This window comes from Agilicoccus flavus (genome assembly GCF_014857905.1).
In the GTDB taxonomy this organism is placed as follows: domain Bacteria; phylum Actinomycetota; class Actinomycetes; order Actinomycetales; family Dermatophilaceae; genus Agilicoccus; species Agilicoccus flavus.
On sequence record NZ_JACYXE010000001.1, the window covers coordinates 175,227 to 199,297 of the forward strand.

A 24,071-nucleotide genomic window follows, 5' to 3' on the forward strand; every position below is an offset into this window, starting at 1 on the left:
AGAAGAGGGGGTGAGGGCGGATGGCACTGGGGGACTTTCTCGCCCGTCTCGGCGGACGACCCGAGGGCGAGACCGGGGGTGAGGCGCCCGCGGGTCCCCCGAGCGGCGACGACCTGCTGGCCGCCCTGACCTCGACCGAGGACCTCGTCCGTGGCGGGGCGGTGCCGTCGGTCGTGACCGCCCGGGTCGAACGGGTCACGAACACGGTGCGCGACGCCGTCCCCCGGCTCGAGTCGCTCGGAGCGGGCAGCGCGGCGGCCTACTCGGTCATGGCCACGGCCACCGACTACCTGCCCGAGGCCGTCGGGGGCTACCTGCGGCTCCCCCGCCGGTTCGCCGACACCCGCCCGGTCGAACGCGGCAAGACCTCCCTCATGGTGCTCGTCGACCAGCTCGACCTGCTCGGCTCGACGATGGACCAGGTCTTCGACGCCGTCTGCCGCGACGACGCGTTCGCGCTCGTCGCCCACGGCCGCTTCCTCGCCGAGAAGTTCGGCACCTCCGCCTCCGGCGGGTCGCTGCGGATCGGCGACGGCGAGACCCCGCTGCCCGATCAGGACCCGGCCGAAGGAGCCGGGTCGGCGGAGGCACCGGGCGCCGCGGGATCGGCACCGGCCGGCCCGGAGCCGCTCACGCCTCCCCCGGGAAGCGCCCCGTGAGCCGCCCGACCGCCTCCTTCGACCTCCCCGCGGCCATCGACCGACTCGCCGGCGTCGCCGCGGCGGCCGGGCTCGACGAGGCGGGCGCCCGCACCGAGGGGCGGCGCCTCGCGGCCGGCGTCATCGAGACGTCCCGGCCCGGCGGGGTGCACGGCGCCTGGCGCGAGGTCATGGGCGGGACCGTCCACGAGTTCTTCGAGGACGCCTCCCGGGGCCGCCGGTACGCGTCGGGCCCGACGCCGCTGCTGGCTGCCCTCGCCGCCGACCGGCACCCGGAGTCCGGCGCCTACGCCCGGGCCCTGGCCGACGTCGCGACCGCCGCCGCCACCATCCCCGGGGTCACGTCCGAGGCCATCGGCAAGGCCACGCTCGCGGGGGCGGCGCAGCTGCACGCGGCGGGCGGTCACGCGGGGACGGGCCGAGCGCCCGCCCCTTCGTCCGCCCCCTCGTCAGCCCCCTTGCCCAGGACCCCGCCGGGGGCGTCGGCGGGCCTGGACCTCGGTCCCCTCGGGTCGTCGGCGCCGACCACGGCCGGCCGGCTCGACGCGAGCGGGCTGCTCGACCGGCTCGGGCACCTCTCGGGCGCCACCCGCGACGCCGTCCTCTCCCGCCTGCCCGCCGACCTGCGCGGCGACGGGCCCTCCGGGGCCGTCGGGCCGCCGGCCGACGCCCCGACGGCCGCGCCCGAGGCGCCGCGGGAGCCCCGGCCCGAGCCGGAGACGGAACCCGAACCGGAGCCGGAGCCGGAGCCGGAGAAGACCGTCGAGGAGCTGCTCGCCGAGCTCGACGAGCTCATCGGGTTGCGCGGCGTCAAGCGCGAGATCCACCGGCAGGTGGCGATGCTCAAGATGGACGCCCGCCGTCAGGAGGCGGGGCTGCGGAGCGCGACGCTGTCGCGGCACCTCGTCTTCGTCGGGAACCCCGGCACCGGCAAGACCACGGTCGCGCGCCTCGTCGGGGGGATCTACCGCGCCCTCGGGCTGCTGCGCACCGGGCAGCTCGTCGAGGTCGACCGCAGCGAGCTCGTCGCCGGCTACCTCGGCCAGACCGCCGCCAAGACGAGCGAGATCGTCGCGTCCGCGCTCGGCGGCGTCCTCTTCATCGACGAGGCGTACACGCTCACGGGCGACCAGTACGGCCAGGAGGCGGTCGACACGCTGGTCAAGGAGATGGAGGACCATCGCGCGGAGCTCGTCGTCATCGTCGCCGGGTACCCCGCGCCGATGGAGCGGTTCATCGGCGCGAACCCGGGTCTCGCGAGCCGCTTCCGCACGACCATCACCTTCGAGGACTACGGCGACGACGAGCTCGTCGCGATCCTGAACTCGGCCGCCGCGGCCACCGACTACGACATCTCCGAGCGGGCGGAGGTGCGGTTCCGCGAGGTCCTCGCCGCCACCCCGCGCGACGAGACGTTCGGGAACGGGCGGTTCGCCCGCAACACCCTCGAGGCCGCCATCGGCCGCCACGCCTGGCGCCTGCAGGACGTGCCCGACCCGAGCACCGAGCAGCTGCGCACGATCGAGCGCGAGGACCTCGAGGACCGCGACGAGGACGCCGACGACGCCGCTGATGCCCCCGACAGCGACGCCCCCGACGGCGGCGGCGCACAGGACGCGTCGTGACCCCCCGTCCCGCCGGCGCGTCCGCCGCCTCGCCCATGCCCTCGCCCGCGCCGTCCCCGCAGGCGGCAGCCGCCGCGACCTCCGCCCGCCCGGGCGCCCCGACCGCGCCCGCGGTGGCGCCGGTCTCGTCGTCGCCGGTCTCGTCGTCGCCGGCCACGTCGGGGGCCTCCGCGGCGCCGGCACCGGCCGGGAGTCACGCCGCGCGCCGCGCGGGTCGGGCGAGCACGCCCACCGCCCTGCGGTGGATGGGCGCGGTCGGCCTGCTCACCGGGGTGCTCGTCGGGGCCACCGGGTTCGCGGCGACCACGTCCGCGGCCGACCGGGCGAGCGAGACGGTCACGAGCGCCCAGGGCACCGACGCCCTCGACCGGGCCGACGCCTACGGCGCCCGGGCCCGGGCCCAGGCCGCGGGCGCAGCGCTGTCGCGCTCGCTCGGCACCACGCGGACGGCCTCGGTCGACGGGCTCGCCCAGGACCTCGGGCAGGCGCAGGCGGCGATCGTCGCGTCGGGCGCCACCGGGTCCGCGCTCAGCACCGCCGTCCAGGCGGTGCCCCGGTACGCCGCGGTCGTCACGCGCGCCGGCACCGACGCCACCGGCACCGCGTCCACGTACTCCGGTGCCGCCCAGCTCGAGAAGACGTGGACCGAGGGGGTCGAGGGCGCGCTCTCCGCCGACCGGTCCGTCACCCAGACCACCGCCTCGGCGGCGGGATGGCCGGTGAGGCTCTGGATCGTCGCGGGCGGCGGCCTCGGCACGGCGGTCCTCCTCGGCTGCACGGTGTGGGTCGCGCGGCGCACGCGCCGCGTGATCAACCCCCCGCTGGTCGGGGCCGTGCTGCTGTCGGGCCTCGTCACCGCCGGCGCCGTCGCCGTCACCGCCTCCGCCGCCTCGACGGCCTCCATCGCCGCGGAGCAGGTGTCGAGTTCCCCCACCGAACGGGCCCTCGTCCGCGACGCGTCTCTCCTGCGCGAGAGTCAGGCCGAAGACCTGCTCGGCAGCGCCACCGGCGCGTCGACCACGGTGCCGGCGGACGCCGCGAGTCGGATCGACTCCTCCGTCGAGGTGCTCAGCCCCGAGGTGAGGCAGGCGTGGACCACCTACCGCGCGTCGTACGCGCGGGCGCAGGCCGCCGACACCCCCGCGCTCGCCTCGTCCGAGGCCGCGACGACCGGCGCCACGAGCTTCGACGCCCTCATGACCGCCCTCGACCAGGCCTCGCCGCGCTGGTCGGCGGCCGCCCCGGGCTTCGAGTCGTCCCCCGCGGACGGGGCCTGGCCGTGGCTGCTGCTCGGCGGAGGGGTCGCCGCCGGCGGTCTCGCGGTCGTCGGCGCGAACCTGCGACTGCGGGAGTACCGATGAGCACGCCGACGCAGTTCGCCGTCGCCCCGCAGGCCCCGGGCCGCCTCGGCGAGGACGTCGACAGCCAGGCCCTCCTGCGGTATCTCGACGCGCTCGGCACGTGGCGCGACCGGCGTCGCGTCGAACTCGACCACCTCGACGAGGCCTGCCTGCGCTCGCCCGACCGCGAGAGCCTGACGGGTGACGTCCTGCTGTCGATGGCGCTGTGGAAGGCCGTGGCCGAGCGCTACGACCTCCTCCTCGGCACGTGGGACTCGGGCCGCGTCCTCGAGGCCGAACGCCGCCGCCTGACGACCCTCGTCTGGGGGCGTCTCGACCAGCGCGCGGCCGACGGGAACGCCCTGGCCGTCTCCCTGCCGGAGGCCTGCCGCCTGTCCGACACGCTCGCCGCCTCCCTGCGGTCCCGGCTGCGCCTGGAGGGCTCCGAGCCCGACGTCGCGCACCGGGTCCGGACCCTGCGCGCGGCGGTCGAACGGGTCCGCGACCAGGTGGCCCTCGTCCCCCAGGCCGCCGCGGCCTCGGCCCGCGAGACGCTCGTCGGCCTCGACCGCCGGCTCGTCGACGTGACCGAGCGGGCGCGTCGCGGGGCCGACGTCGGCGGCCTGCTCGGACCCCTCGAGAACGACCTCGCGACGGTCGAACGCGACCTCATCGTGGCCGCGTCGCAGCGCGACCGGGCCCGCGGCGACGCCGCGCGGGCCCGGGGCCGGCGCGACGAACTCGTCGCCCGCGCGGAGGCCCTCGGCTCCCTCGCGACGCGCGCGAGCGCGCAGGTCGACCCCGCGCCCCGGTTGGGGATCCCCGACCCCACCGCCCTCGGCGACGTCCCGACGGACGTCGCCGGCGTCGCCGACTACCTCGCGCGCCTCGACCGCGTGGCCCGAGCCCTCGAGGTGTGCCAGCGCACGTACGCCGCCGCGCTCGAGGAGCACGACGAGCTCACCGGCCTCGTCGGGGCCTACGGCGCGAAGATCGAGGCGCAGACCCTGCCGCCCGACGTGGCCGCCGACCTCGACCCCCTGCTCACCCGAGCGCGGCAGGCCCTGCAGACCCGGCCCGCCCCCATGGTCCGGGCGCGCGGCCTCGTCGCCGCGCTCGGCGCCTACCTCGCGGCGTACGAGCGGCCGGGGTCCGGAGGGGGGTCCTGATGCGCTGCAACCAGACCGGATGCCCCGGGACGTACGTCGACGGCTACTGCGACTTCTGCGGATTCCCGCAGCCGCAGGGGGAGGCGAACACGTCCGGCGTCCCCACGGCCACCGCCGCCTCGACGGCCGCGGCCCGCACGTCGGGCGGCGCGCCGGCGGGAACGACCTCACCGCCGCCGCCCCCCGCCGCGGGCACGACCGGGAACGGGGGCACCGACGGGTGGGCGGCCGCCGGCCGGATGCCTGACGAACGCGCCGCGGTCGTCGTCCCGCACCCGCCGTCGGGCCGGGCGTCCCGCTCGATCGCCCTCGGCAGCGCGCGGGGCGGGGTGGCCCGCCGCTCCCCCACGCGCCGCCGCACCCGCCGGGTCGGTCTCGGGGCCGGTCTCGCGCGCGTCCCGTCGGCGCCGCCCGTCGCGCCGGACGACGCGGTCATGCACGACGCGGTCGTCCCCGAGAGCAAACGCAACTGCCCCTCGTGCGGCGCCGAGGTGGGGCGCAGCCGGGACGGCGGGCCCGGACGCACCGAGGGGTACTGCCCCAAGTGCCGCAACCCGTACTCGTTCACCCCCAAGCTGCGCAAGGGCGACCTCGTGGCCGGCCAGTACGAGGTGGTCGGGCCGCTGGCCCACGGCGGCCTCGGCTGGGTCTATCTCGCCCTCGACCGCAACGTCTCCGACCGCCCGGTCGTGCTCAAGGGACTGCTCAACTCGGGCGACAGCGACGCGCTGGGCGCCGCCGTGGCCGAGCAGGAGTTCCTCGCCCGCGTCGAGCACCCGCTCATCGTCGAGGTCTACAACGTCGTCACGCACGCCGGCGCCGGGTACACGGTCATGGAGTACGTCGGCGGGCGCAGCCTCAAGGAGCTCCTCAAGGACCGGATGGCGGCCGCCGGCGGCGTCTACGACCCGCTGCCCGTCGACCACGCCCTCGCCTTCGTCCTCGAGATCCTCCCCGCGTTCGCCTACCTGCACGACGTCGGTCTGCTCTACTGCGACTTCAAGCCCGACAACCTCATCCAGGTCGGCGACCAGGTCAAACTCATCGACCTCGGCGGGGTGCGGCGCATCGACGACCTCGACTCGCCCATCTACGGGACCGTCGGCTACCAGGCTCCCGAGGTGGCGGAGGCCGGGCCGTCGGTGGCGTCCGACGTGTACACGATCGGCCGGACGCTCGTCGTGCTGACGACGGAGTTCCGGGGGTACCAGAGCCGGTACGCGACAACCCTGCCGCCGATCGACGAGGTCCCGGCCTTCCGCGCGTCCCGGGCCTTCTACCAGCTGGTCGCCAAGGCGTGCGCGGCCGATCCCGCCGACCGCTTCCAGAGCATCGAGGAGCTGCGCGTCCAACTGCTGGGCGTGCTGCGCACGGTGGTCCTCGACCGCCCCGGCGCCGCTCCCGCCACCCAGCCGTGGGTGTCCCCGCACTTCGAGGCCCCGTTCGTCGCGGACGAGAACCTCGGCTGGTGGCAGCTGCCGGCCCTGCGCCCCGACGAGTCCGACCCGATGATCGGGCGCCTGCAGTCGGTGCACGACTCCGACCCCGAGGCCCGGATCGCCCATCTCGAGCGCATCCCCGAGCGCACGGCCGAGGTGCTCCTCGAGCTGTGCCGCGCCGACCTGCGCACCGAGAGCGCCCACCGGACGCCCGGGTACTGCGACGAGCTCCTGACCGCCGACCCCTGGGACTGGCGCGCGCTGTGGATGCTCGGTCTGCACGCGCTGCGCGACGACGACCTCGACACCGCCCGCGCCTCCTTCGACGGGGTGGCCGCCCAGGTGCCGGGCGAGTTGGCACCCGTGCTCGCCCGGGCCCTCACCGACGAGATCGCCGACCCCGACGGGCGGGGTGCCTTCGCCGACCACGCCCTCGCCGCGTACTCCACCTGCCTGCGCACCGACGCCGCCTACGCGACGCCCGCGGCGTTCGGGGTCATGCGCGTCCTCGCCCGCCGCCAGGACCACACGGGTGCCGCCGCCGCGCTCGACGCCGTCCCGCCCGCCAGCGCCGCCCACTCCCGCGCCGAGTGGCTGCGCGCCGAGCTGCTCGCCCGCGGCGGACGCACCGGCGGCGACCTCGTCGCCTACGACGAGGCCCTGCGCGCCGTCCGCGGGCTCGACGGCGACCCGAGGGCGCGCGCCGACTTCCGGGTCCGGGTTCTCTCGCTCGCCCTCACCGAGGTCGAGCGCGACCGGCGCGACCGGGGCGGGCTGCGCATCGACGGCGTCCCCGCCACCCGCACCGCCCTGCGCCGCGCCCTCGAGGGCGCCTACCTCGACCTCGCCTCCCACACCCGTGACGACGCGCAGCGGTGGGCGCTCGTCGACCACGCCCACGAGATCCGCCCCTGGAGCCTGATATGACCGACCCCTCGTCGCCCGCCCACGCCGACCCGGCCGAGGCTCCCGACGCTCCGCCGGCCTCGCCCGCCTCGCCCGCCTCGCCGGCCACCGACGACGCCGACGCTCCGGACGGGATGCTCGTCCTCGGCGGCCCCTCCGGCGCCGACGACGCCCCCGCCGGCGCCCCGGCGACCGCGGTCCCCTGCGCCGAGTGCGGCGAGGGCGAGTACGACGCCGACGGCTACTGCGGGCAGTGCGGGGCCCGGGCCGCCGACCCACGGGACCACGAGGAGTACGCGCCGAGCAGCTGGGTGGCGGGTGTGTGCGACCGCGGCATCCGGCACGAGTCCAACGAGGACGCCCTCGCGGTGGCCGCCGACGAGACCGGGCGCAGCGCCACGATCGTCGTGTGCGACGGGGTGTCGACCGCCGCCCGGTCGGCGCTCGCGAGCGCGAGCGCCGCGCAGGCCGCGCTCGAGGTGCTGCGTTCTTCGACCTCCCGCGGCGTCGCGGTCGTGCCCTCGGCCGTCGCAGGCGCCCTGGGAGCCCGCCTCGACGCCGCCGCCGACGCCGCGGCCGCGGCCGTCGCGGCGGTGACCCGCGAGATGGACGAGCACCCGGACGGGGAGGACGACCTCTACCCCTCCAACCCGTCGTGCACCTTCGTCGCGGCCGTCGTCGACGGCGACGTCGCCCTCGTGGGCTCCGTCGGTGACTCCCGCGCCTACTGGCTGCCCGACGCGGGCGAACCTCGCCGCCTGACGACCGACGACTCCTGGGCCGAGGAGCAGGTGCGCCTCGGGGCCCCCCGCGAGCAGGCCGAGGCCGGGCCGCAGGCGCACACGATCACGCGCTGGCTCGGGGTGGACGCCCCCGACCACACCCCCGCGAAGGTGCCGCTGCCGCTGACGTCGCCGGGGTGGCTGCTCGTGTGTTCCGACGGGCTGTGGAACTACGCGTCCGAGCCGGCCACGCTCGCCGACGTCGTGGCCCAGGTCGCCGCGCGACCCGACGGATCGGACCCCCTCGTCCTCGCCCGCGGCCTCGTCGACTGGGCCAACGCGCAGGGCGGCCGCGACAACATCACCGTCGGTCTCGCCCGCATCGACGTCGACGCCCCCGAACGGCAGGTCGTCCCCCCGCGCCCCGACGGCGGCGAGCTCCCCGTCGACCCCAGCGCGACCACCGAGCGCATCGTCCCCGGTACCGCGCCTCCGGGCGGTCGAGCGGACGCCCAACCGGAGCGGGAAGCCCCGGGGGAATCGACCCACGGGCGCGGCGACGGACCGGACGGGGGAGACTCGACCCATGCCTGAGTTCTCCGCGGCCGTCTACCAGAACGAGTACCTGCCCGACGGGGGTACCGACGTCCATGCGATCGTCACGGCCACGTGCCGCGGCGCCGGCGCGGCGGGCAGCTCCGGGTCGGGGGACGCGGGCGAGATCATCGTCGTCGACACGTCCGGGTCGATGGAGGCCGCCGGCGTCCAGGCGGCGCGGTACGCCGCGGCCGCCGCGCTCGACCAGATCCTCGACGGCGTGTGGTTCGCGATCATCGCCGGCAACCACCAGGCCCGCCTGTGCTACCCCGACGGCAGCTCCGCCGCCATGGTGCGGATGGACGCCTCCACCCGCGCGACCGCGAAGCAGTCGCTCGCCCGCCTGTACGCCGACGGCGGCACGGCGATGGGCACCTGGCTGCGCGCCGCCGCCCAGCTCTTCGACACGGTGCCCTCGCTCGCCCAGCGGCACGTCATCCTCCTCACCGACGGCGAGAACCAGCACGAGACGCCCCAGCAGCTCACCGCCGCGATCGAGTCGGTGCGCGGACGGTTCCAGGCCGACTGCCGCGGCCTCGGGGCGGCGTGGCAGGTGGACGAGGTCCGGCGCATCAGCGACGCCCTCCTCGGCACCGTCGACCTCATCCCCCGCCGCGAGGACATGGCGGGCGAGTTCGAGTCGCTCATGCGCACCTCGATGAGCCGCGGCATCGCCGAGGCCTCGCTGCGCGTGTGGGCCCCGCAGGGGGCGGAGGTGCTGTTCGTGCGCCAGGTCGCCCCGACCCTCGACGACATGACCCACCGCCGGGTGGAGGTCAACCCCCTGACCGGCTCGTACCCGACGGGGTCGTGGGGCGACGAGACGCGCGACTTCCACGTCGCCGTGCGCCTGCCCGCCAAGGCCGTGGGCGCCGAACAGCTCGCCGCGCGCGTGCAGCTGGCGGTGCGCGGCGAGGTCGTCGCGCAGGGCCTCGTCAAGGCGAAGTGGTCGACCGACGACTCGCTCACCGCCCGCATCAGCCCGGAGGTCGCGCACTACACGGGGCAGACGGAGCTGGCCACCGCCATCCGCGAGGGCCTCGCCGCCAAGGCCGTCGGCGACGTGACGACCGCGACGAACCGGCTCGGCCGGGCCGTGCAGCTGGCCACCCAGACCGGCGACGACGCCGCGACGGGCCGGCTGAGGCGGGTCGTCGACATCGACGACGCCGGCACCGGCAGCGTGCGCCTGCGCCGCGACGTCGAGCGCCTCGACGAGATGGCCCTCGACACGGCCTCGACCAAGACGACCCGGGTGCGCACGTGAGCCTGACGTGCCCGCAGGGTCACCTCAGCGCCGCGGACGACTACTGCGACACGTGCGGGGCGCCGATGAACGCCGCCTCCCCCACGGCGTCCGTCCCGGCGTCCCCGTCGGCGCCCGCGGCGCCGGCCGCCGCCCGGGTCTCCCCCGGCGCCACCCCGCCCGCCGAGGCCGTCGAGGCGGCCGACGCCCAGACGTGCCCGAACTGCGGCACCGCCAACCCCGCCGACAACCTCTTCTGCGAGGGATGCGGCTTCGACTTCACGACCGGGGTCATGCCGCGCCCCATCCCCCTCGCCGAGGGCAGTTTCCTCGACCTCGACGCGCCCGCCCCGCGCGCGCAGACCCCGCCAACAGACTCAGATTCCGACTCCGGCCCCGACTCCGAGTCCGACTCCGGCGCACCCGCCGGCGCACCCGATGCGACGCCGGACGACGTCGCCGGGACCGAGAGCCCGGCCACGCAGGAGAAGGCGGTTCCCGACCCCACCCCCGAGCCGGCCCCACGGCCCGCACCCACGCCGGAACCGACGGCCGCACCCGAACCGGCGGCCGAGCCGGCCCCGCCTGCACCGGCGGTCCCGGACACGGCACCCGAGCCGGCGCCACCCGGACCGTCCGCGCCGGGACCGGCGCCCGCGCCGACGCCACCGGCGCCGGGAGCCTCCTCCCCGAGCGCCCGGCGGCCGACGTTCACACCCCCGTCGCGCGAGCTGGAGGCGTCGTGGGTCGTCGAGGTGTGGATCGACCCCGAATGGCACGAGGTCCAGTCGACCGGCGACCCCTGCCCGTCGCCGATGGTGCCCGACGTCGTGCGGCTCGACTCGACGACCGCGCTCATCGGGCGCCCGTCGAGCAGCCGCAACGTCCGCCCCGACATCGACTGCGGCAGCGACACGGGCGTGAGTCGCCGGCACGCCCAGCTCGCGAGCGACGGGCGCCGGTGGTGGGTCGAGGATCTCGGCTCGGCCAACGGCACGTTCGTCGGCCCGGCGAGCGGCCCGCTGCCCACCACTCCCCTCGAGGCCGGCCGCCGGGCCGAGGTCGACGCCGACGACCGCATCTACGTCGGCGCCTGGACCCGCCTCGTCGTCCGGCGGGCGACCGAGTCCGAGAAGGCCGGCCTCGGCTGACCCCGCCGACCTCCGCATCGTGGGACGGCGACGACGACCACGGGCACCGGACACCCGCCGGTCGGATCTGCCGTCTCACGATGCGGAGGCAGCCCGCGGGCTCACCGCAGGCGGAACCGGTCGAAGACCCGGTACATGAAGTCGGTTCCCGTGCGCAGCGCCTGCACGCGGATGCGTTCGTCGTTGCCGTGCATGCCGACGAGCTGCTCGTTGTCGATGACGTACGGGTAGACGCCGTACCCCGGGATGCCCTTCTTGCGCCACGGCGACAGGCTCGTGCCCGCCTCGAAGAGGGCGGGCGTGAACACGGCGCCGGGGTAGGTCCGCACCGAGGCCTGCGAGATCGCGTGGAAGAGGTCGGTGTCGACGCTCGCCGGCGGCGTCGCCCACGTCTCGTCCAACGCGGCCAGGGCCTGGGCCTCGCTCTGGCCCGGGGTCGTGGCGAGCGTCACCGTCACGTCCCGGTCGCGGAGCAGGCGGCGGACCTGGGCGAGGAACTCGCGCGGCTTCTGTCCGCCCGGCACGGCGCGACAGTTGAGGCGCGCGGTCGCCTCGGACGGGATGACGTTCTCCTTGTAGCCCGCCTCCTCGATGACGAACGCGTGGGTCGTGCGCAGGAGGGCGGTGTGCAGCCACGGGTAGCCCGACCGCTTCTCGACGAGGCCGGCGGCGCGCTCGAGGGTGCGCCGGTCCCGGGCCCGCAGGAGGAGGCGCAGCGCCCGCTCGAGGGCGGCGTCGTCGGTGGCGCGGGCCAACGCGTCGAAGTACTCCCTGGTCACCGGGGTGAGCCGCACCGGGGCGCGCCAGGCCCCGAGGTCCACGAGCGCGCGCGAGAGGGTGACGACGGCAGGGCTGCGGTCGGGCTTCGAGGAGTGGGTGGCCGTGCCCTTCGCCGTGATGTCGAGGTTGAAGTAGACCTTGTCCTGGCGGGTGACGCTCGTGAGCATCGGGGTCGTGCCGTCCTTCTGGGCGAGGAACCACCCGCCCTCCGTGAGCACCGACCCCGCGTCGAGCTTGTCCCAGTGCTGCTTCGCGAGCCACCCCGAGCCGTACTCGCCGGCCTCCTCGTCGCAGTCGGTGAGGACGATGATGTCGCGGTCGAACCGGGCGCCCTGCGCCACGTGACGCAGCAGGGCCGTGATGGAGGCGGAGTTCGCCCCCTTCATGTCGAGGGCGCCCCGGCCGTAGATCTCCCCGTTGCGGACCACGGCTGCGAAGGGGTCGACGCTCCAGTTCTCGCGCTCGACGGGGACGACGTCGGAGTGGCCGAGGAAGAGCAGCGGCTTCGCCCGACCGGCCCCCTTGATCCGGGCGATGACGTGCACGTTGTTCGCGACGGGGGTCGGGATGATCTCGGCCGGGACGCCCGCGTCGGTCCACAGCCGGAGCAGCATCCGCCCGTGCTCGAGCGTGTTGCCGCCCTTGCCGGTGTTCGTCGTGTCGAACCGGATCATGCGCTGCAGCAGCTCGAGGGGGTCGGGCGCCGGGCGGGCCGCGGTCGCCGCCGCCGCGCCGACGGCAGGGGCCGCGACCGACGGTGACGCCGCCCCCGAGACGAGGCCGGAGCCGGCGGCCACCCCCGCCGCGCCGACCGCCGAACCGGCGAGGAATCGGCGGCGGGTCAGCCCGGCCCGGTCGCTGCGGCCCGGCGACGCGTCGTCTGCGAGGCGGTCGCCCTGTCGATCGGTCATGGTGAACTCCGTTCACGTCCATGACGACCGGCGCTCCGTCGGGCCGGCCGCGCGAGACGTTCACCCTCTCGCGGCGGCGCCCCGGGCGCAAGGGTCAATCACCGAAGGAGAACCCGCCCTTGCCCATGTCGCGACGGTGGGCGGTGAAGACGACGTCCCAGGCGACGCGCGGGCCCTCGTCGGTCTCGACCTCCCGCGCGACCCGGCCGGCGCGGCCGAGCTCGAGGCTGCCGGAGGAGAGCTGGTCGTGCACGTCGTCCTCGAGGTCGGCCGCGCTGTAGAGCACGTCGGGGTCGTCCGGCCCCCCGTAGCCCTCGGTGTGGTTGGTCGCGTCGTGCCCGACGACGAGCAGCGTCCCGCCGGGCGCGACCGCGCGGGCACAGGAACGCGTCAGCTCGCGACGGTCGTAGGAGGGCAGGTGCACGTAGCTGAGCAGCACGAGGTCGTAGGCGCCCGACGGCAGCTCGCGGGTCGTGATGTCGTCGAGCTCCCACGTGACCGCGAGCGTGACGCCGTCCCGCTCCCCGATCTGCTCCGCCCGGGCCCGGCCGCGGTCGAGCGCGGTCTGCACGAAGTCGACCGCCGTGACCTCCCAGCCCTGCTCGGCGAGCCACACCGCGTTGCGGCCCTCACCGGCGGCGAGGTCCAGGGCGCGCCCCGGCGCGAGGCCCGACGTCTCCTGCACGACCCACCGGTTCGGCTCGGCCGTCCACAGCAGGTCGGACTGGCGGTAGCGCTCGTTCCACTGGTCGGCGTCCATGGCGGTCTCCTCGTGCGACGGCGTGTTCGGCGGGGCGGGTGTGCCCCGTGACGACGGCGCGCTCACCCTGACACCGACCCGACGTTACGGGCAACCGGCCTCCACCCGCAGCCCGGTCCGCCCGTGTGAGGCCGTCGGGGGCGTCGACCGCCGCACACACCCCTGACCGGCGCGTCCCCGGTCGCGATGCGATGATCGGCGGCATGAGTTCGTGGCACGACGCCCTCCCGCCCTCCCCGCACCTCGACGCGCTCGTCGAGCTCGTCGAGAACGACCCGAACGTCCTCGGCGTCCTGGCCGTCGGATCCTGGGCGCACGGCATGACGACGGAGCACTCGGACCTCGACCTCGTCCTCGTCCTCGAACGCGCCGAGATCAGCGCCCGCCGCCGCCTCGAGGACCGGCTCGACGTCTCGGGGCTCGGCATCGACCGGCTCCGCCGCATCCCCCGGGACCCCAGCCGCTGGTGGGACCGCTACCGGTACGCCCGCGCCCGGGTCCTGCTCGACCGTACGGGCGGCGAGATCCAGGAGTACGTCGACGCGCACCGCGTCCTCGACACCGACGAGGTGGCCGACTACATCGACATGCACCTCGACGGGTACCTCACGTTCGTCTCGCGCTCGCTCATGGGCCACCGCGAAGGGCGCGAACGGTCGGCCCGGCTCGACGCGGCCGAGTCGCTGCCCTGGCTGGTGCCCCTGCTGTTCGCGGTGCACGGGCGGGTCCGGCCGCTCAACAAGTACCTGGCGTGGGAGCTCGACCAGGAACCGTTCACGTCGGCGGGCTGGGAACCGGATGTCATCCTCGGGGCCGTCGACCGACTGCTCGACGGCTCGGCGGACGCCCAGCGCGAGCTCTTCGCCCTCCTCGAACCGAAGCTGCGCGAGCGCGGCTTCGGCGGCGCGCTCGACCACTTCGAGCCGGGCATCGACCTGCTGCGTTCCGACGCCTGGGGCGACGGCGGGGACTGACCGACGGCGCGTACCGCGCCCCAGGTCTCTCCCGCGCCCCCGGCCTGCGCCGGGGGCGTTCGTCAGTCGGCGACCTGCGCCGCGTCGGCGATGCGGCGCTGCGCGTACTCCGCGAGCCGCTCCCCGTCGCCCGAGCGGGCGGCGGCCGGGCGACGCCCCGGGTTCGGCGACACGCCCTTGAGCACGCTGCCGACGGGGTAGACACGCTTCTCGTTCGGCAGCGGCATGCCCGCGCACACCGAGTCGACCGGCGGGAGCGTCCCCGCGGTGAGGTAGGCGTTGACCGCCTTCTCGACGCAGGGGTTCTCGCCGAGGAAGGCGCCGTGGTTGCCCTGGTCGTCGACGCTGATGAGGCGGGTGCCCGGCGTGGCCGCGTGGGCGCGGCGCGCGCCCTCGATCGGCGTGGCCGGGTCGAGCTCGGTCTGCACCATGACCATCGGCACCCGCTTCACGGGCCGCGGGGCGACCTGCGGCGCGTACGGCCAGTAGGCGCACGCGCTCGTGACCCACTGGTAGCCGATGAGCGGGTACAGCCGGCCGAGCCTCATGCCCTCGGCCACGTACGAGGCGGCCGACCGACTCCACGGGGAGTCGTTGCACGTGACGGCCGTGAAGACCGTGTTCTCACCCGCGCTGTCGTCGGCTCCGAGGGCCGCCTCGGCCGCGGACTCCGCCGGCGAGATCGCGGCGGCCCGGCGGGCGGCGCTGCCACCGACCCGCGAGCGCAGGTCGGCGAGCTTGTCGGCCAGGTCGATGAACGTCGCGTCGGTGTACATCGCCTCGGCGACCATGTCGTCGAGGTCGTCCGGGGTCAGCCCGCGGATCCGACCCCGGGACACGGCCGCGCGCAGGTCGGTGAACGCCGCGCGGGTCTGCGCCGTCGTCCGGCCCATCCCCCACGTCGCGTGCTGGCGCGCGAGCCACGGCAGGAACTGCGCGTCGAACCGGCGCTGGAAGCCGAGCGGCTGCCAGGCGAAGCTCGCGCGCCACGGCGAGGAGAACTCGGTGTTCGAGTCGAGCACGAAGCGCCCGACGCGCCCCGGGTACAGCTCCGCGTACCGGGCGCCGAGCCACGTGCCGGCCGAGACGCCGTAGTAGTCGATCGTGTTCGCGCGCATGAGACGACGGGAGAAGTCCTGGTCGCGGATCGTCTGCTGGGTCGAGACGACGGACAACGCGGCACCCTTGGCCTTGACGCACGAACGGACCCACGCCGCCAGGGCGCGCTGCTGCGCGCGGATGGAGGCGGTCGTCGGGTTGCGCCGGTCACGCACCCCGTCGTCCGGCTCGGGGCAGGCCACCGGCATCGACCGACCGGTGCCGCGGGGGTCCATCGCGACGACGTCGTGGGACCGGCCAATCGCCGGCTCGAGCGCGACCGTCGTGGGCGCGAGCCAGTCGGCGGCCACGCCGGGGCCGCCCGGGTTGACGAACAGCACGCGCGTCGCGCGGCGGTCGCCCTTGACGACGCGGCGGGTCACGCGCGTGAGCTGCAGCGTCGCGGAGCCCTTCGTCAGGTCGCGCCAGTCGAGCGGGGTGCGGACCTGGGCGCACAGCACCTTGCTGCCGGGGCTGACCTCGGCGACGACGGTGGCGGGGTTGCGCGTGGCGGGAGAGCACGACGAGGCGCGCCACACCGGCCGCTGCGCCACGTACTGCGACCAGCGCCAGGGGGTGCGCTTGGCGGCGGGCGCGGCAGAAGGAGCGGGCGCAGCGGGCACTGCGGTGGCCGGGGCCGACGAGGCCGAGGTGACGGAGGTGGCCGAGGTGACGCTGACGGCCGAGGCGGGGGGCGGCGCCACCAGACCGGCGGCGACCATCCCGGCCGCGCCGAGCACCGAGCCACCGGCCCTCAGACGCCGACGGGACCGGACCGGACGAGTCGAGGTGTCGACGGTGTCTGCCGGGCCGGCGCTCTCGGTGGCCGCGCTCGCACCGCGGTCGTGAAGCAGAGACATCGGACTGGACCCCCACGTGTGCGACGACATACCCCCGGCGGCTCATCGTCTCACGCCGGGCGGCGCGGTGGTGTCCTGTGACCGGCCCGACGCGGCGGACCCTGCCGGGTCTGCGACCCCCCGGGGCAGGACGCCTGTGGGACAGTGGGTCCGATCATCGAGCAGGAGGCCACACGCATGTCGGACACCCCCGGTCGCGGACGCGACGAGAACCCCGGCGAACGGGTCGGGCGGCCGCAACCGCATCCCGGCTGGTCCGCGCAGTCCCAGGAGAGCTACGAGGCCGGCGACTCCGGCGGCTGGGGCGGACCGCGACCCAACCCCACCGGCCCCCTCCCGCGCCTGCGGCGCACCCCCGACGACCGCGTCACCTACGCCGCGGCGCAGGGCTACGGCGACACCGACCCGGGTCGGGCGGAGGAGGATCCGAACGCCCCGCACGGCGCCCACACCGCCGGGGCCCCCGACGCCGCACCCGACGGTGGGGACGCGTCGGACCCCGGGGACCACCCGCACGAGCACGACCACGGCGACCCGCACGCCGACGACCGCGACGCCTGGGGCGACCCGGCTCACCCGCCGCGGTCCCCCGCAGCGGCCGGCGCGGCCGCCCTGTTCGACCTGTCGTTCCGGCGCACCGCGACCTTCTCGATCGTGCCGTTCACCTACGTCGTCGTGCTCGTCTTCCTCGTGCTCGACTACATGCGCTCCATCTACGACTACTCGAGCGCGGCCGGGTCCATCGGTCCCGGGGCGCTCGGCGGGCTGCTCATCCTCTTCGTCGTCGGGCTCTTCAAGATCGTCGTCCTCGCGTCGCTGGCGCGCCTGGCCCTCGAGCTGTGCCGGCACGTGGCCGAGCTGGCCCACGATCGCCGCGGCGAACAGGAGTGGACGACGCCGAGGTCCTGACCCCGCTCGGCGACGGCGCCCTGCGCCCGCTGCAGCGTTCCGCGCGGCTGCTTCACTGGAAGCCATGAGCGATCCGTACCGCATCTGCGTCGTCTGCAGCGGCAACATCTGCCGCTCCCCCATGGGCGAGGTCGTGCTCCGGCGCGCGTTCGAGGACGCCGGCCTGGCCGACCGGGTCGTCGTCGACTCGGCCGGCACGGGCTCGTGGCACGTCGGCGACGGCGCCGACCCCCGCACGGTGGCCGCCCTGCAGCGCCGCGGCTACGACGGCAGCGCCCACCGCGCGAAGCAGTGGGACCCGGAGTGGCTCGCGGGCCGCGACCTCGTGCTCGTCGCCGACGCGGGCCACCGGCGGGGCATCCTCGCGGAGGCCGCCCGCGAGGCCGGGGCGGACCACGTGCGCTTCGTGCGCGCCTTCGACCCCGACGTCGACCCCGACGGCCCCGCGAAGGACCTCGACCTCGCCGACCCGTACTACGGCGACGACGACGTCTTCGACGCCTGTCTCGACCAGGTCGTCCGCGCGGCACCGGGGGTCGTCGAGCACGTCCGCGCGCAGCTCGACGCCCGCTGAGCCCGTCGGTGGCGTCTGGTTGGATGTCGGGCATGGCCTCGCTCGCTGACATCACGCCTCCGATCGCCCTCGGCGCCCTCGACGGCCGGTACCGCCGCGCCGTCGCGCCGCTCGTCGACCACCTCTCGGAGGCGGCGCTCAACCGCGAGCGCGTCCGCGTCGAGATCGAGTGGCTCGTGCACCTCACCGGCCGCGGCGTCGTCCCCGGGGTCCGCGCGCTGAGCGAGGCCGAGACCGGGCGGCTCCGGGCGATCGTCGAGGAGTTCGGGGCCGACGACGTCACGGAGCTCGCGCAGATCGAGCGCGAGACCGTCCACGACGTCAAGGCCGTCGAGTACTACCTCAAGCGCCGGCTGCCGGACGCGCTCGACGGCCCCGCCGAGGAGGTCGCGCGCCTCGGCGAGCTCGTCCACTTCTGCTGCACGAGCGAGGACGTCAACAACCTCTCGTACGCGCTGATGATCTCGGGCGCGATCCGCGACGTCTGGCTCCCCGCGGCCACCGCCCTGGTCGACCAGCTCGCGCGCCTGGCGCACGAACTCGCGGAGGTCCCCCTGCTCGCGCACACGCACGGGCAGCCCGCGACCCCCACGACGATGGGCAAGGAGCTCGCCGTGCTCGCCCACCGCCTGCGCCGCCAGCTCCGGCGCATCGAGGGCGCCGAGTACCTCGGCAAGCTCAACGGCGCGACCGGCACCTTCGGCGCGCACGTGGCCGCCGTGCCCGGCGCCGACTGGCCGGAGGTGAGCCGCAGCTTCGTCGAGGATGTCCTGGGGCTGACGTGGAATCCGCTGACCACCCAGATCGAGAGCCACGACTGGCAGGCGGAGCTCTACGCCGACGTCGCCCGGTTCAACCGGATCCTGCACAACCTCTGCACGGACGTGTGGACCTACATCTCGATGGGCTACTTCGCGCAGGTGCGCGGCCAGGGCACGGTGGGGTCGAGCACGATGCCGCACAAGGTCAACCCCATCCGCTTCGAGAACGCGGAGGCCAACCTCGAGGTGAGCAACGCCCTCCTCGACGTGCTCGCGTCCACGCTCGTCACCTCGCGCCTGCAGCGCGACCTCACCGACTCCTCGATGCAGCGCAACGCCGGCACCGCCCTCGGCCACGGCCTGCTCGCCCTCGACAACGTGGCCCGCGGCCTCGCCGGGCTCGACGCGGTGCCCGAGCGGATGGCCGCCGACCTCGACGCGAACTGGGAGGTGCTGGGCGAACCCGTCCAGTCGGCGATGCGCGCCCTCGGCGCCCAGGGCGTGCCGGGGATGGACCAGCCGTACGAGCGGCTCAAGGAACTCACCCGCGGGCGCCGCATCACCGGCGACGACCTGCGCGAGTTCGTGCGCGGCCTCGGCCTGCCGCCCGAGGTGGAGGAGCGGTTCGTCGCGCTCACCCCCGCGACGTACGTCGGCCTCGCGCCGCGCCTCGTGGCCCGCCACCTGCCGGTGCCGCCCCCCGCCTGACCGCGGGCGCGGCGGCCGCGACCACAGCCGCAGACGCGGCCCCGCCCGCGGTGGGGTCCGTTCCGGGAATACCCCCCAGGGGTATGCTGTTGTCCACGACGCAGGACACCACCCTGCACGAAGAGCACGGGATCGGGAGGCGGCCATGGCCGGGTACGCGGACGAGAAGGACGCGCTGCGGGCGCGGCTGCGCCGCATCGAGGGACAGGTCCGCGGCCTGACGCGCATGGTCGAGGAGGACACGTACTGCATCGACGTCCTCACCCAGATCAGCGCGGTGACCAAGGGGCTGCAGTCCGTCGGGCTGACCCTGCTGCAGGACCACCTCGACCACTGCGTCGTCGAGGCCGCGCGCGAGTCCGACGAGGCCGCCACCGCCAAGGTCGAGGAGGCCACCCAGGCCGTCGCGCGCCTGCTGCGCACCTGACCCGTTCGCGCCCCGGCGTCCGGCGCCCACGCCGTCCGAGGTGCACCCGTCACCCGCCCATCCACGAGGAGGAACCCTGATGACCACCACCACGTTCACCGTCGCGGGCATGACCTGCGGACACTGCACGAGCGCCGTCACGGCGGAGCTCACCGACCTGCCGGGCGTCGAGGGGGTCGACGTCGACCTCGTCGCCGGCGGCGACTCGCCCGTCACGGTGCGCAGCGAGGGCCCCCTGGCCCCCGACGCCGTGCGCGAGGCCGTCGCCGAGGCCGGCGACTACACCGTCACCTTCTGATCCCACCCTCGACCGACCTCCCGCACCACCGCATCCGAGCGAGGACACCATGACCACCGCCACGGACCCGACCCGCCACCTCGATCTCGCCATCGGCGGGATGACGTGCGCGTCGTGCGCCACCCGGGTCGAGCGCAAGCTCAACAAGCTCGAGGGCGTGCAGGCGAGCGTCAACCTCGCCACCGAGCGGGCGCACGTCCGCTACGACGAGCCGCTGACGCCGGCGGACATCGTCGGGACCGTCGAGAAGACGGGATACCGGGCGGACGTCCTGCGCGGGTCCGGCGGTGCCGACCGGCCGGACGGATCCGGACGCTCGGGCGCCCTCGCCGACGCTCCGGGCGCCGGGCCGAGCGTCTCGGATCCCGAGTGGACCGGGGAGGCCGACGGGGCCGGAGACGCGGCGACGCCCGGCGGCGCCGGCGCGTCCGGCGGTGGGGGCCCCGCGCCGGCGGGCCTCCGGGACCGGTTCGGGGCGTTCTTCGGGGCGGCCGACCTGCAGCGCCGGCTCCTGGTCGCCGCCGTCCTCACCGTGCCGCTCGTCGTCGTCGCGATGGTGCCCGCCGTGCACCACGCGCTGGGCGGGGCCGGGGCGTGGGTGCAGCTCGCACTCGCGACGCCGGTCGTCGCCTGGTGCGCCTACCCCTTCCACCGCGCCGCGGCGATCAACGCGCGCCACGGCGCGTCGACGATGGACACGCTCGTGTCCATCGGCGTCCTCGCCGCGTTCGGCTGGTCGCTCGCCGCGACCCTCACCGGCAGCGGCGACGGCCACCTCTACTACGAGACCGCGGCGGTCGTCACGACGTTCCTGCTGGCCGGGCGGGTGGCCGAGGCCCGCGCGAAGCGGCGCGGGAAGTCGGCCCTGACGAGCCTGCTCGAGCTCGGCGCCAAGGAGGTCACCCTCGTCGACGGGCGCGACGAAGGCGGGCGCTTCGTCCTCGACGCCGCCGGCGAGCGCCGCGCTCCCGTCGCGGAGCTCGGCGTCGACGACCACTTCCTCGTCCGGCCCGGCGAGAAGATCGCCGCCGACGGCGTGGTCGTCGACGGGGCGAGCGCGGTCGACCTCTCCCTCGTCACGGGCGAGTCGCTCCCGGTGGAGGTCGAGCGGGGCGACGAGGTCACCGGGGGCGCCGTCAACGCGTCCGGGTCGCTCGTCGTGCGGGCCACGCGGGTCGGCTCCGACACGACACTCGCGGGCATCACCCGTCTCGTCGAGGCGGCGCAGACGGGCAAGGCCCCCATCCAGCGGCTCGCCGACCGCGTCTCGGCCGTTTTCGTGCCGGTGGTCCTGCTCATCGCGGCCCTGACGTTCGTCGGATGGCTCCTCGCCGGCGGGGGCGCGGCCGCGGCGTTGTCCGCCGCCGTCACGGTCCTCGTCATCGCCTGCCCGTGCGCGCTCGGGCTCGCCACGCCGACGGCGCTGCTCGCCGGCACCGGCCGCGGCGCCGAGCTGGGCGTGCTCATCAAGGGTCCGGAGGTCCTCGAGAGCACCCGCGCCGTCGACACCGTCGTCCTCGACAAGACCGGGACCGTCACGACGGGCACGATGCGGCTCGTCCACGTGGCCACCGTGGGCCGCCTCACCGCGACCGCCGCGCTGCAGGCCGCCGCCGCGGTCGAGGCCCGCAGCGAGCACCCGGTCGCCCGCGCCGTCGTCGGCGCCGCGGAGCACCGCGGCCTCGAGCGCCCCGACGTCACGGGCTTCGAGAACCTGCCCGGCAGCGGCGTACGCGGCCGGATCAAGGGCACGGCCGTCACCGTCGGCCGCGCCGACCTCTTCGACGTCGTCCCGCCCGAGATCGCCGAGCCCGACGTCGTCGGCACCACCGTGTACGTCGGCTGGGGCGAACCGCTCACGGCCCGGGCGGCACTCACCGTCGCCGACGAGGTGCGCCCCACCTCCGCGGCCGCGATCGAGGCCCTCCACGACCTCGGCCTCACCACCTACCTGCTCACGGGCGACGACGAGACCACGGCGCGGGCGGTCGCGGCCCAGGTCGGCATCGACGAGGACCACGTCCTCGCCGGCGTCCGGCCCGACGGCAAGCACGACGCCCTGACGCGCCTGCAGGGCCGTGGCAAGGTGGTCGCCATGGTCGGCGACGGTGTCAACGACGCGGCAGCCCTCGCGGCGGCCGACCTCGGGCTCGCGATGGGCTCGGGCACCGACGTGGCGGCGGAATCCGCCGACATCGTGCTCGTGCGCCCCGACCTCGGGGCGGTCGCCGACGCCATCACCCTCTCCCGCAAGACGTTGTCGATCATCCGGCAGAACCTCTTCTGGGCCTTCGCCTACAACGTGGCCGCCATCCCCCTGGCCGTGTTCGGTCTGCTCAGCCCGATGATCGCGGGCGCGGCGATGGCCGCCTCGAGCGTCATCGTCGTGTGCAACAGCCTCCGGCTGCGGGGCGTGGCGCGCGAGGACCGGGTGGCCCGGTGAGTCGCGCCGTCGGGCGCGCGGTGCTCACCGGCCTGCTGCTCGCCCCCGCCGTCCTGTCCGCCTGCGCGTCGGGCCCGCCGCCGCTCACGCCGGAACAGGTGCGGTCGGCGCACCCGACCCCGCCGACTCCCGAGCCGACCGTCGTGCCGGCGACGCACCTGCTGGACCGGGCGTACGTCGCCGGCGGCGACGAGGCCCAGAAGCTCGACCTCACCGTGCCCGGCGGCTACCGCGGCCCCCGCCCCGTCGTCGTGTTCATCCACGGCGGCGCCTGGAAGGAGGGCGACCGCGGCTCGTTCGAACGCCGCGACGGCACGAACTTCGCCGCCCTGCGCACCCGGCTGCTCGAGCAGGGGTGGGCGACGGCGAGCATCGGCTACCGGTTCACCGACGTCGCCCGGATGCCCGCTCAGCTCCACGACGCCAAGGCGGCCGTGCGCTGGCTCTACGCGCACGCCGGCCGGTACGGGCTCGACCGCGACCGCATCGCCGTCGTCGGCGAGTCGGCGGGCGGGCATCTGGCGCAGCTCGTCGGCGACACCCGGGGCGACGCCGCGGCCGAGGGGACCCTGGGGGTGACGAACGGGGCGAAGAGCGACGTCGTGGCCGTCGTCAGCTACTACGGCGTCGCCGACCTGCGGCGCCTGGTCGCCGACCGCGTGGCCGCGGGCTGCGGGACCGGCGACGCGGGCCGCGCCTCCCCCGAGGGCCGGCTCATCGGCGCCGACCCGGCGGCCCCGGCCGCGGCTCGGGCCGCCGACGCGGCGAGCCCGATCGGGCACGTCTCGCCCTCCTCGGCCCCGACGTTCTTCCTCCACGGCCGCCGCGACTGCGTCGTCCCGGCCGCGCAGTCCCGTCGGGCCGCACAGGCGTTGACCTCGGCCGGGGTGCCGGCGCAGGTCGAGACGATCGACGCGGGCCACGCCGACCCGCGCTTCTTCACGACGCCGGCCCTGCAGGACCGGGTCGTCGACTTCCTGACCCGCTACCTGGGAGCACCGGACCGGACCGCCGACCCCACGACGTGAGCGGGTGGCCCCGCCTCAGACCGTGACGGTCCCGCTCGGCCCGGCGAAGTCGACCGAGAGCAGGCCGGCGGTCCCGTGGGGGGCCACGAAGTCGAACGTCAGGTCGGAGACGAGGGGTTCGCCGTCGAGGCCGACCCAGTCGCGGACGCGCTGGGCGTCACCGGCGATGGTCAGGCCCACGAGCCGCACGCTCGGCTCCTCGTCGACGGCGAGGGAGGGATGCAGCTCGGGGTTCTCGTACTGGACGAAGAACGGCAGCTGCGGATCGTTGAGGAGCCCGCGCACGCCGACCTGCCGCCAGCGCAGGTCACGGCCGTCGGGAAAGACGCGGTGGCCCGGCGCGCTCTCGCGGCCGAGGCGGGACTCGGCCTCCGCGATGTCGTCGACGCGGCACACCCACCCCATCCAGCCGCCGCCGGTCGCCGAGCAGGCCCGGACGGCCTGACCGAACGGCGCCTTGTCCGATGCGGGGTGGTCGAGCACCTCGACGACCTCCACGTAGCGGCCCTGCGCCAACGGCAGGATGACGTTGCGGGTGCCGAAGCTCGGGTGGACCCCGCCGTTGACCGAGCGCACCCCGAGCGCATCGGCGAGCCTGCCCGCCGTCGCCGCGAGGCCGTCGGGTTCTGCCGCGTAGGACACGTGGTCGAGTCGCATGAGGACAAGACTGGCACGGCCCGGAGCGC

General features: G+C 75.7%; 20 protein-coding genes. 16 read left to right on the forward strand and 4 right to left on the reverse strand.

The window, feature by feature from the left end:
* The first annotated feature begins 20 nt into the window (after window positions 1-20).
* From ICW24_RS00745 to ICW24_RS00780, 8 genes are read left to right on the forward strand one after another with little or no spacing between them, the layout of a single operon-like run.
* Window positions 21-659, forward strand: a complete 639-nt coding sequence (locus tag ICW24_RS00745) for a hypothetical protein (protein WP_226343803.1) — start codon at window positions 21-23, stop codon at window positions 657-659.
* Window positions 656-2,284 carry an AAA family ATPase gene (locus ICW24_RS00750; RefSeq protein WP_226343804.1) on the forward strand — a complete coding sequence of 543 codons (1,629 nt, stop codon included), beginning with the start codon at window positions 656-658 and terminating at the stop codon, window positions 2,282-2,284. Before ICW24_RS00745 ends, ICW24_RS00750 begins: the two co-directional genes overlap by 4 nt.
* Window positions 2,281-3,645 carry a hypothetical protein gene (locus ICW24_RS00755; RefSeq protein ID WP_226343805.1) on the forward strand — a complete coding sequence of 455 codons (1,365 nt, stop codon included), beginning with the start codon at window positions 2,281-2,283 and terminating at the stop codon, window positions 3,643-3,645. Before ICW24_RS00750 ends, ICW24_RS00755 begins: the two co-directional genes overlap by 4 nt.
* Entirely contained in the window at window positions 3,642-4,793 is a 1,152-nt protein-coding gene (locus ICW24_RS00760) for a hypothetical protein (protein WP_226343806.1), read from the forward strand. Before ICW24_RS00755 ends, ICW24_RS00760 begins: the two co-directional genes overlap by 4 nt.
* A complete protein-coding gene (locus ICW24_RS00765; RefSeq protein WP_226343807.1) occupies window positions 4,793-7,159 on the forward strand; it encodes a serine/threonine-protein kinase in 2,367 nt (788 codons plus the stop codon). The genes ICW24_RS00760 and ICW24_RS00765 overlap by 1 nt, the downstream gene beginning before the upstream one ends.
* Window positions 7,156-8,454 carry a PP2C family protein-serine/threonine phosphatase gene (locus tag ICW24_RS00770; protein ID WP_226343808.1) on the forward strand — a complete coding sequence of 433 codons (1,299 nt, stop codon included), beginning with the start codon at window positions 7,156-7,158 and terminating at the stop codon, window positions 8,452-8,454. The genes ICW24_RS00765 and ICW24_RS00770 overlap by 4 nt, the downstream gene beginning before the upstream one ends.
* Entirely contained in the window at window positions 8,447-9,724 is a 1,278-nt protein-coding gene (locus ICW24_RS00775; protein WP_226343809.1) for a vWA domain-containing protein, read from the forward strand. The genes ICW24_RS00770 and ICW24_RS00775 overlap by 8 nt, the downstream gene beginning before the upstream one ends.
* Window positions 9,721-10,854 carry an FHA domain-containing protein gene (locus tag ICW24_RS00780; protein ID WP_226343810.1) on the forward strand — a complete coding sequence of 378 codons (1,134 nt, stop codon included), beginning with the start codon at window positions 9,721-9,723 and terminating at the stop codon, window positions 10,852-10,854. Before ICW24_RS00775 ends, ICW24_RS00780 begins: the two co-directional genes overlap by 4 nt.
* A 101-nt stretch (window positions 10,855-10,955) precedes the next feature.
* On the opposite strand, the gene ICW24_RS00785 is transcribed toward ICW24_RS00780, so the two are convergent.
* Both ICW24_RS00785 and ICW24_RS00790 read right to left on the reverse strand, forming a co-directional pair.
* Entirely contained in the window at window positions 10,956-12,545 is a 1,590-nt protein-coding gene (locus ICW24_RS00785) for a M20/M25/M40 family metallo-hydrolase (RefSeq protein WP_226343811.1), read from the reverse strand.
* A gap of 94 nt (window positions 12,546-12,639) precedes the next feature.
* Window positions 12,640-13,305, reverse strand: coding sequence for a class I SAM-dependent methyltransferase (locus tag ICW24_RS00790; RefSeq protein WP_226343812.1), 666 nt, complete (start codon window positions 13,303-13,305; stop codon window positions 12,640-12,642).
* A 203-nt stretch (window positions 13,306-13,508) separates the two neighbouring features.
* On the opposite strand from ICW24_RS00790, the gene ICW24_RS00795 reads away from it, so the two are divergent.
* Window positions 13,509-14,279, forward strand: coding sequence for a nucleotidyltransferase domain-containing protein (locus ICW24_RS00795; RefSeq protein WP_226343813.1), 771 nt, complete (start codon window positions 13,509-13,511; stop codon window positions 14,277-14,279).
* A gap of 62 nt (window positions 14,280-14,341) precedes the next feature.
* Here the strand turns inward: ICW24_RS00795 and ICW24_RS00800 are convergent, their stop codons facing one another.
* The gene (locus tag ICW24_RS00800) at window positions 14,342-16,237 is read right to left on the reverse strand and encodes an alpha/beta hydrolase (protein WP_226343814.1); all 1,896 of its coding nucleotides are present in this window, start codon (window positions 16,235-16,237) and stop codon (window positions 14,342-14,344) included.
* 177 nt (window positions 16,238-16,414) lie between these two features.
* On the opposite strand from ICW24_RS00800, the gene ICW24_RS00805 reads away from it, so the two are divergent.
* From ICW24_RS00805 to ICW24_RS00835, 7 genes are all read left to right on the forward strand, one after another.
* Complete coding sequence (locus ICW24_RS00805) at window positions 16,415-17,146, forward strand: DUF4282 domain-containing protein (protein ID WP_226343815.1); 732 nt, start codon at window positions 16,415-16,417, stop codon at window positions 17,144-17,146.
* Between the two features lie 64 nt (window positions 17,147-17,210).
* The gene (locus tag ICW24_RS00810) at window positions 17,211-17,720 is read left to right on the forward strand and encodes a low molecular weight protein-tyrosine-phosphatase (RefSeq protein ID WP_226343816.1); all 510 of its coding nucleotides are present in this window, start codon (window positions 17,211-17,213) and stop codon (window positions 17,718-17,720) included.
* Window positions 17,721-17,752: 32 nt separating this feature from the next.
* On the forward strand, window positions 17,753-19,189 hold the full coding sequence (purB, locus tag ICW24_RS00815) for an adenylosuccinate lyase (protein ID WP_226343817.1): 1,437 nt from the start codon (window positions 17,753-17,755) through the stop codon (window positions 19,187-19,189).
* A gap of 145 nt (window positions 19,190-19,334) precedes the next feature.
* Window positions 19,335-19,616: a metal-sensitive transcriptional regulator gene (locus ICW24_RS00820; protein ID WP_226343818.1), complete on the forward strand. Its 282-nt coding sequence runs from the start codon at window positions 19,335-19,337 to the stop codon at window positions 19,614-19,616.
* Window positions 19,617-19,695: 79 nt separating this feature from the next.
* Complete coding sequence (locus ICW24_RS00825; RefSeq protein WP_226343819.1) at window positions 19,696-19,914, forward strand: heavy-metal-associated domain-containing protein; 219 nt, start codon at window positions 19,696-19,698, stop codon at window positions 19,912-19,914.
* A gap of 49 nt (window positions 19,915-19,963) precedes the next feature.
* Complete coding sequence (locus tag ICW24_RS00830) at window positions 19,964-22,357, forward strand: heavy metal translocating P-type ATPase (protein WP_226343820.1); 2,394 nt, start codon at window positions 19,964-19,966, stop codon at window positions 22,355-22,357.
* The gene (locus ICW24_RS00835; protein WP_226343821.1) at window positions 22,354-23,385 is read left to right on the forward strand and encodes an alpha/beta hydrolase; all 1,032 of its coding nucleotides are present in this window, start codon (window positions 22,354-22,356) and stop codon (window positions 23,383-23,385) included. Before ICW24_RS00830 ends, ICW24_RS00835 begins: the two co-directional genes overlap by 4 nt.
* A gap of 15 nt (window positions 23,386-23,400) precedes the next feature.
* Here ICW24_RS00835 and ICW24_RS00840 read toward each other — a convergent pair whose 3' ends face one another.
* Window positions 23,401-24,042, reverse strand: coding sequence for a VOC family protein (locus ICW24_RS00840; protein WP_226343822.1), 642 nt, complete (start codon window positions 24,040-24,042; stop codon window positions 23,401-23,403).
* Window positions 24,043-24,071: the final 29 nt, after the last annotated feature.

Excerpts from the sequence above, each read along its gene's own strand:
- ICW24_RS00840 (WP_226343822.1), bottom strand. The coding sequence starts at position 24,042 with ATGCGACTCGACCACGTGTCCTACGCGGCAGAACCCGACGGCCTCGCG.
- ICW24_RS00770 (WP_226343808.1), top strand. The coding sequence starts at position 7,156 with ATGACCGACCCCTCGTCGCCCGCCCACGCCGACCCGGCCGAGGCTCCC.
- ICW24_RS00775 (WP_226343809.1), top strand. The coding sequence starts at position 8,447 with ATGCCTGAGTTCTCCGCGGCCGTCTACCAGAACGAGTACCTGCCCGAC.
- ICW24_RS00785 (WP_226343811.1), bottom strand. The coding sequence starts at position 12,545 with ATGACCGATCGACAGGGCGACCGCCTCGCAGACGACGCGTCGCCGGGC.
- ICW24_RS00805 (WP_226343815.1), top strand. The coding sequence starts at position 16,415 with ATGTCGGACACCCCCGGTCGCGGACGCGACGAGAACCCCGGCGAACGG.
- ICW24_RS00765 (WP_226343807.1), top strand. The coding sequence starts at position 4,793 with ATGCGCTGCAACCAGACCGGATGCCCCGGGACGTACGTCGACGGCTAC.
- ICW24_RS00745 (WP_226343803.1), top strand. The coding sequence starts at position 21 with ATGGCACTGGGGGACTTTCTCGCCCGTCTCGGCGGACGACCCGAGGGC.
- ICW24_RS00820 (WP_226343818.1), top strand. The coding sequence starts at position 19,335 with ATGGCCGGGTACGCGGACGAGAAGGACGCGCTGCGGGCGCGGCTGCGC.
- ICW24_RS00825 (WP_226343819.1), top strand. The coding sequence starts at position 19,696 with ATGACCACCACCACGTTCACCGTCGCGGGCATGACCTGCGGACACTGC.
- ICW24_RS00830 (WP_226343820.1), top strand. The coding sequence starts at position 19,964 with ATGACCACCGCCACGGACCCGACCCGCCACCTCGATCTCGCCATCGGC.
- ICW24_RS00810 (WP_226343816.1), top strand. The coding sequence starts at position 17,211 with ATGAGCGATCCGTACCGCATCTGCGTCGTCTGCAGCGGCAACATCTGC.
- ICW24_RS00800 (WP_226343814.1), bottom strand. The coding sequence starts at position 16,237 with ATGTCTCTGCTTCACGACCGCGGTGCGAGCGCGGCCACCGAGAGCGCC.
- purB (WP_226343817.1), top strand. The coding sequence starts at position 17,753 with ATGGCCTCGCTCGCTGACATCACGCCTCCGATCGCCCTCGGCGCCCTC.
- ICW24_RS00760 (WP_226343806.1), top strand. The coding sequence starts at position 3,642 with ATGAGCACGCCGACGCAGTTCGCCGTCGCCCCGCAGGCCCCGGGCCGC.
- ICW24_RS00790 (WP_226343812.1), bottom strand. The coding sequence starts at position 13,305 with ATGGACGCCGACCAGTGGAACGAGCGCTACCGCCAGTCCGACCTGCTG.
- ICW24_RS00795 (WP_226343813.1), top strand. The coding sequence starts at position 13,509 with ATGAGTTCGTGGCACGACGCCCTCCCGCCCTCCCCGCACCTCGACGCG.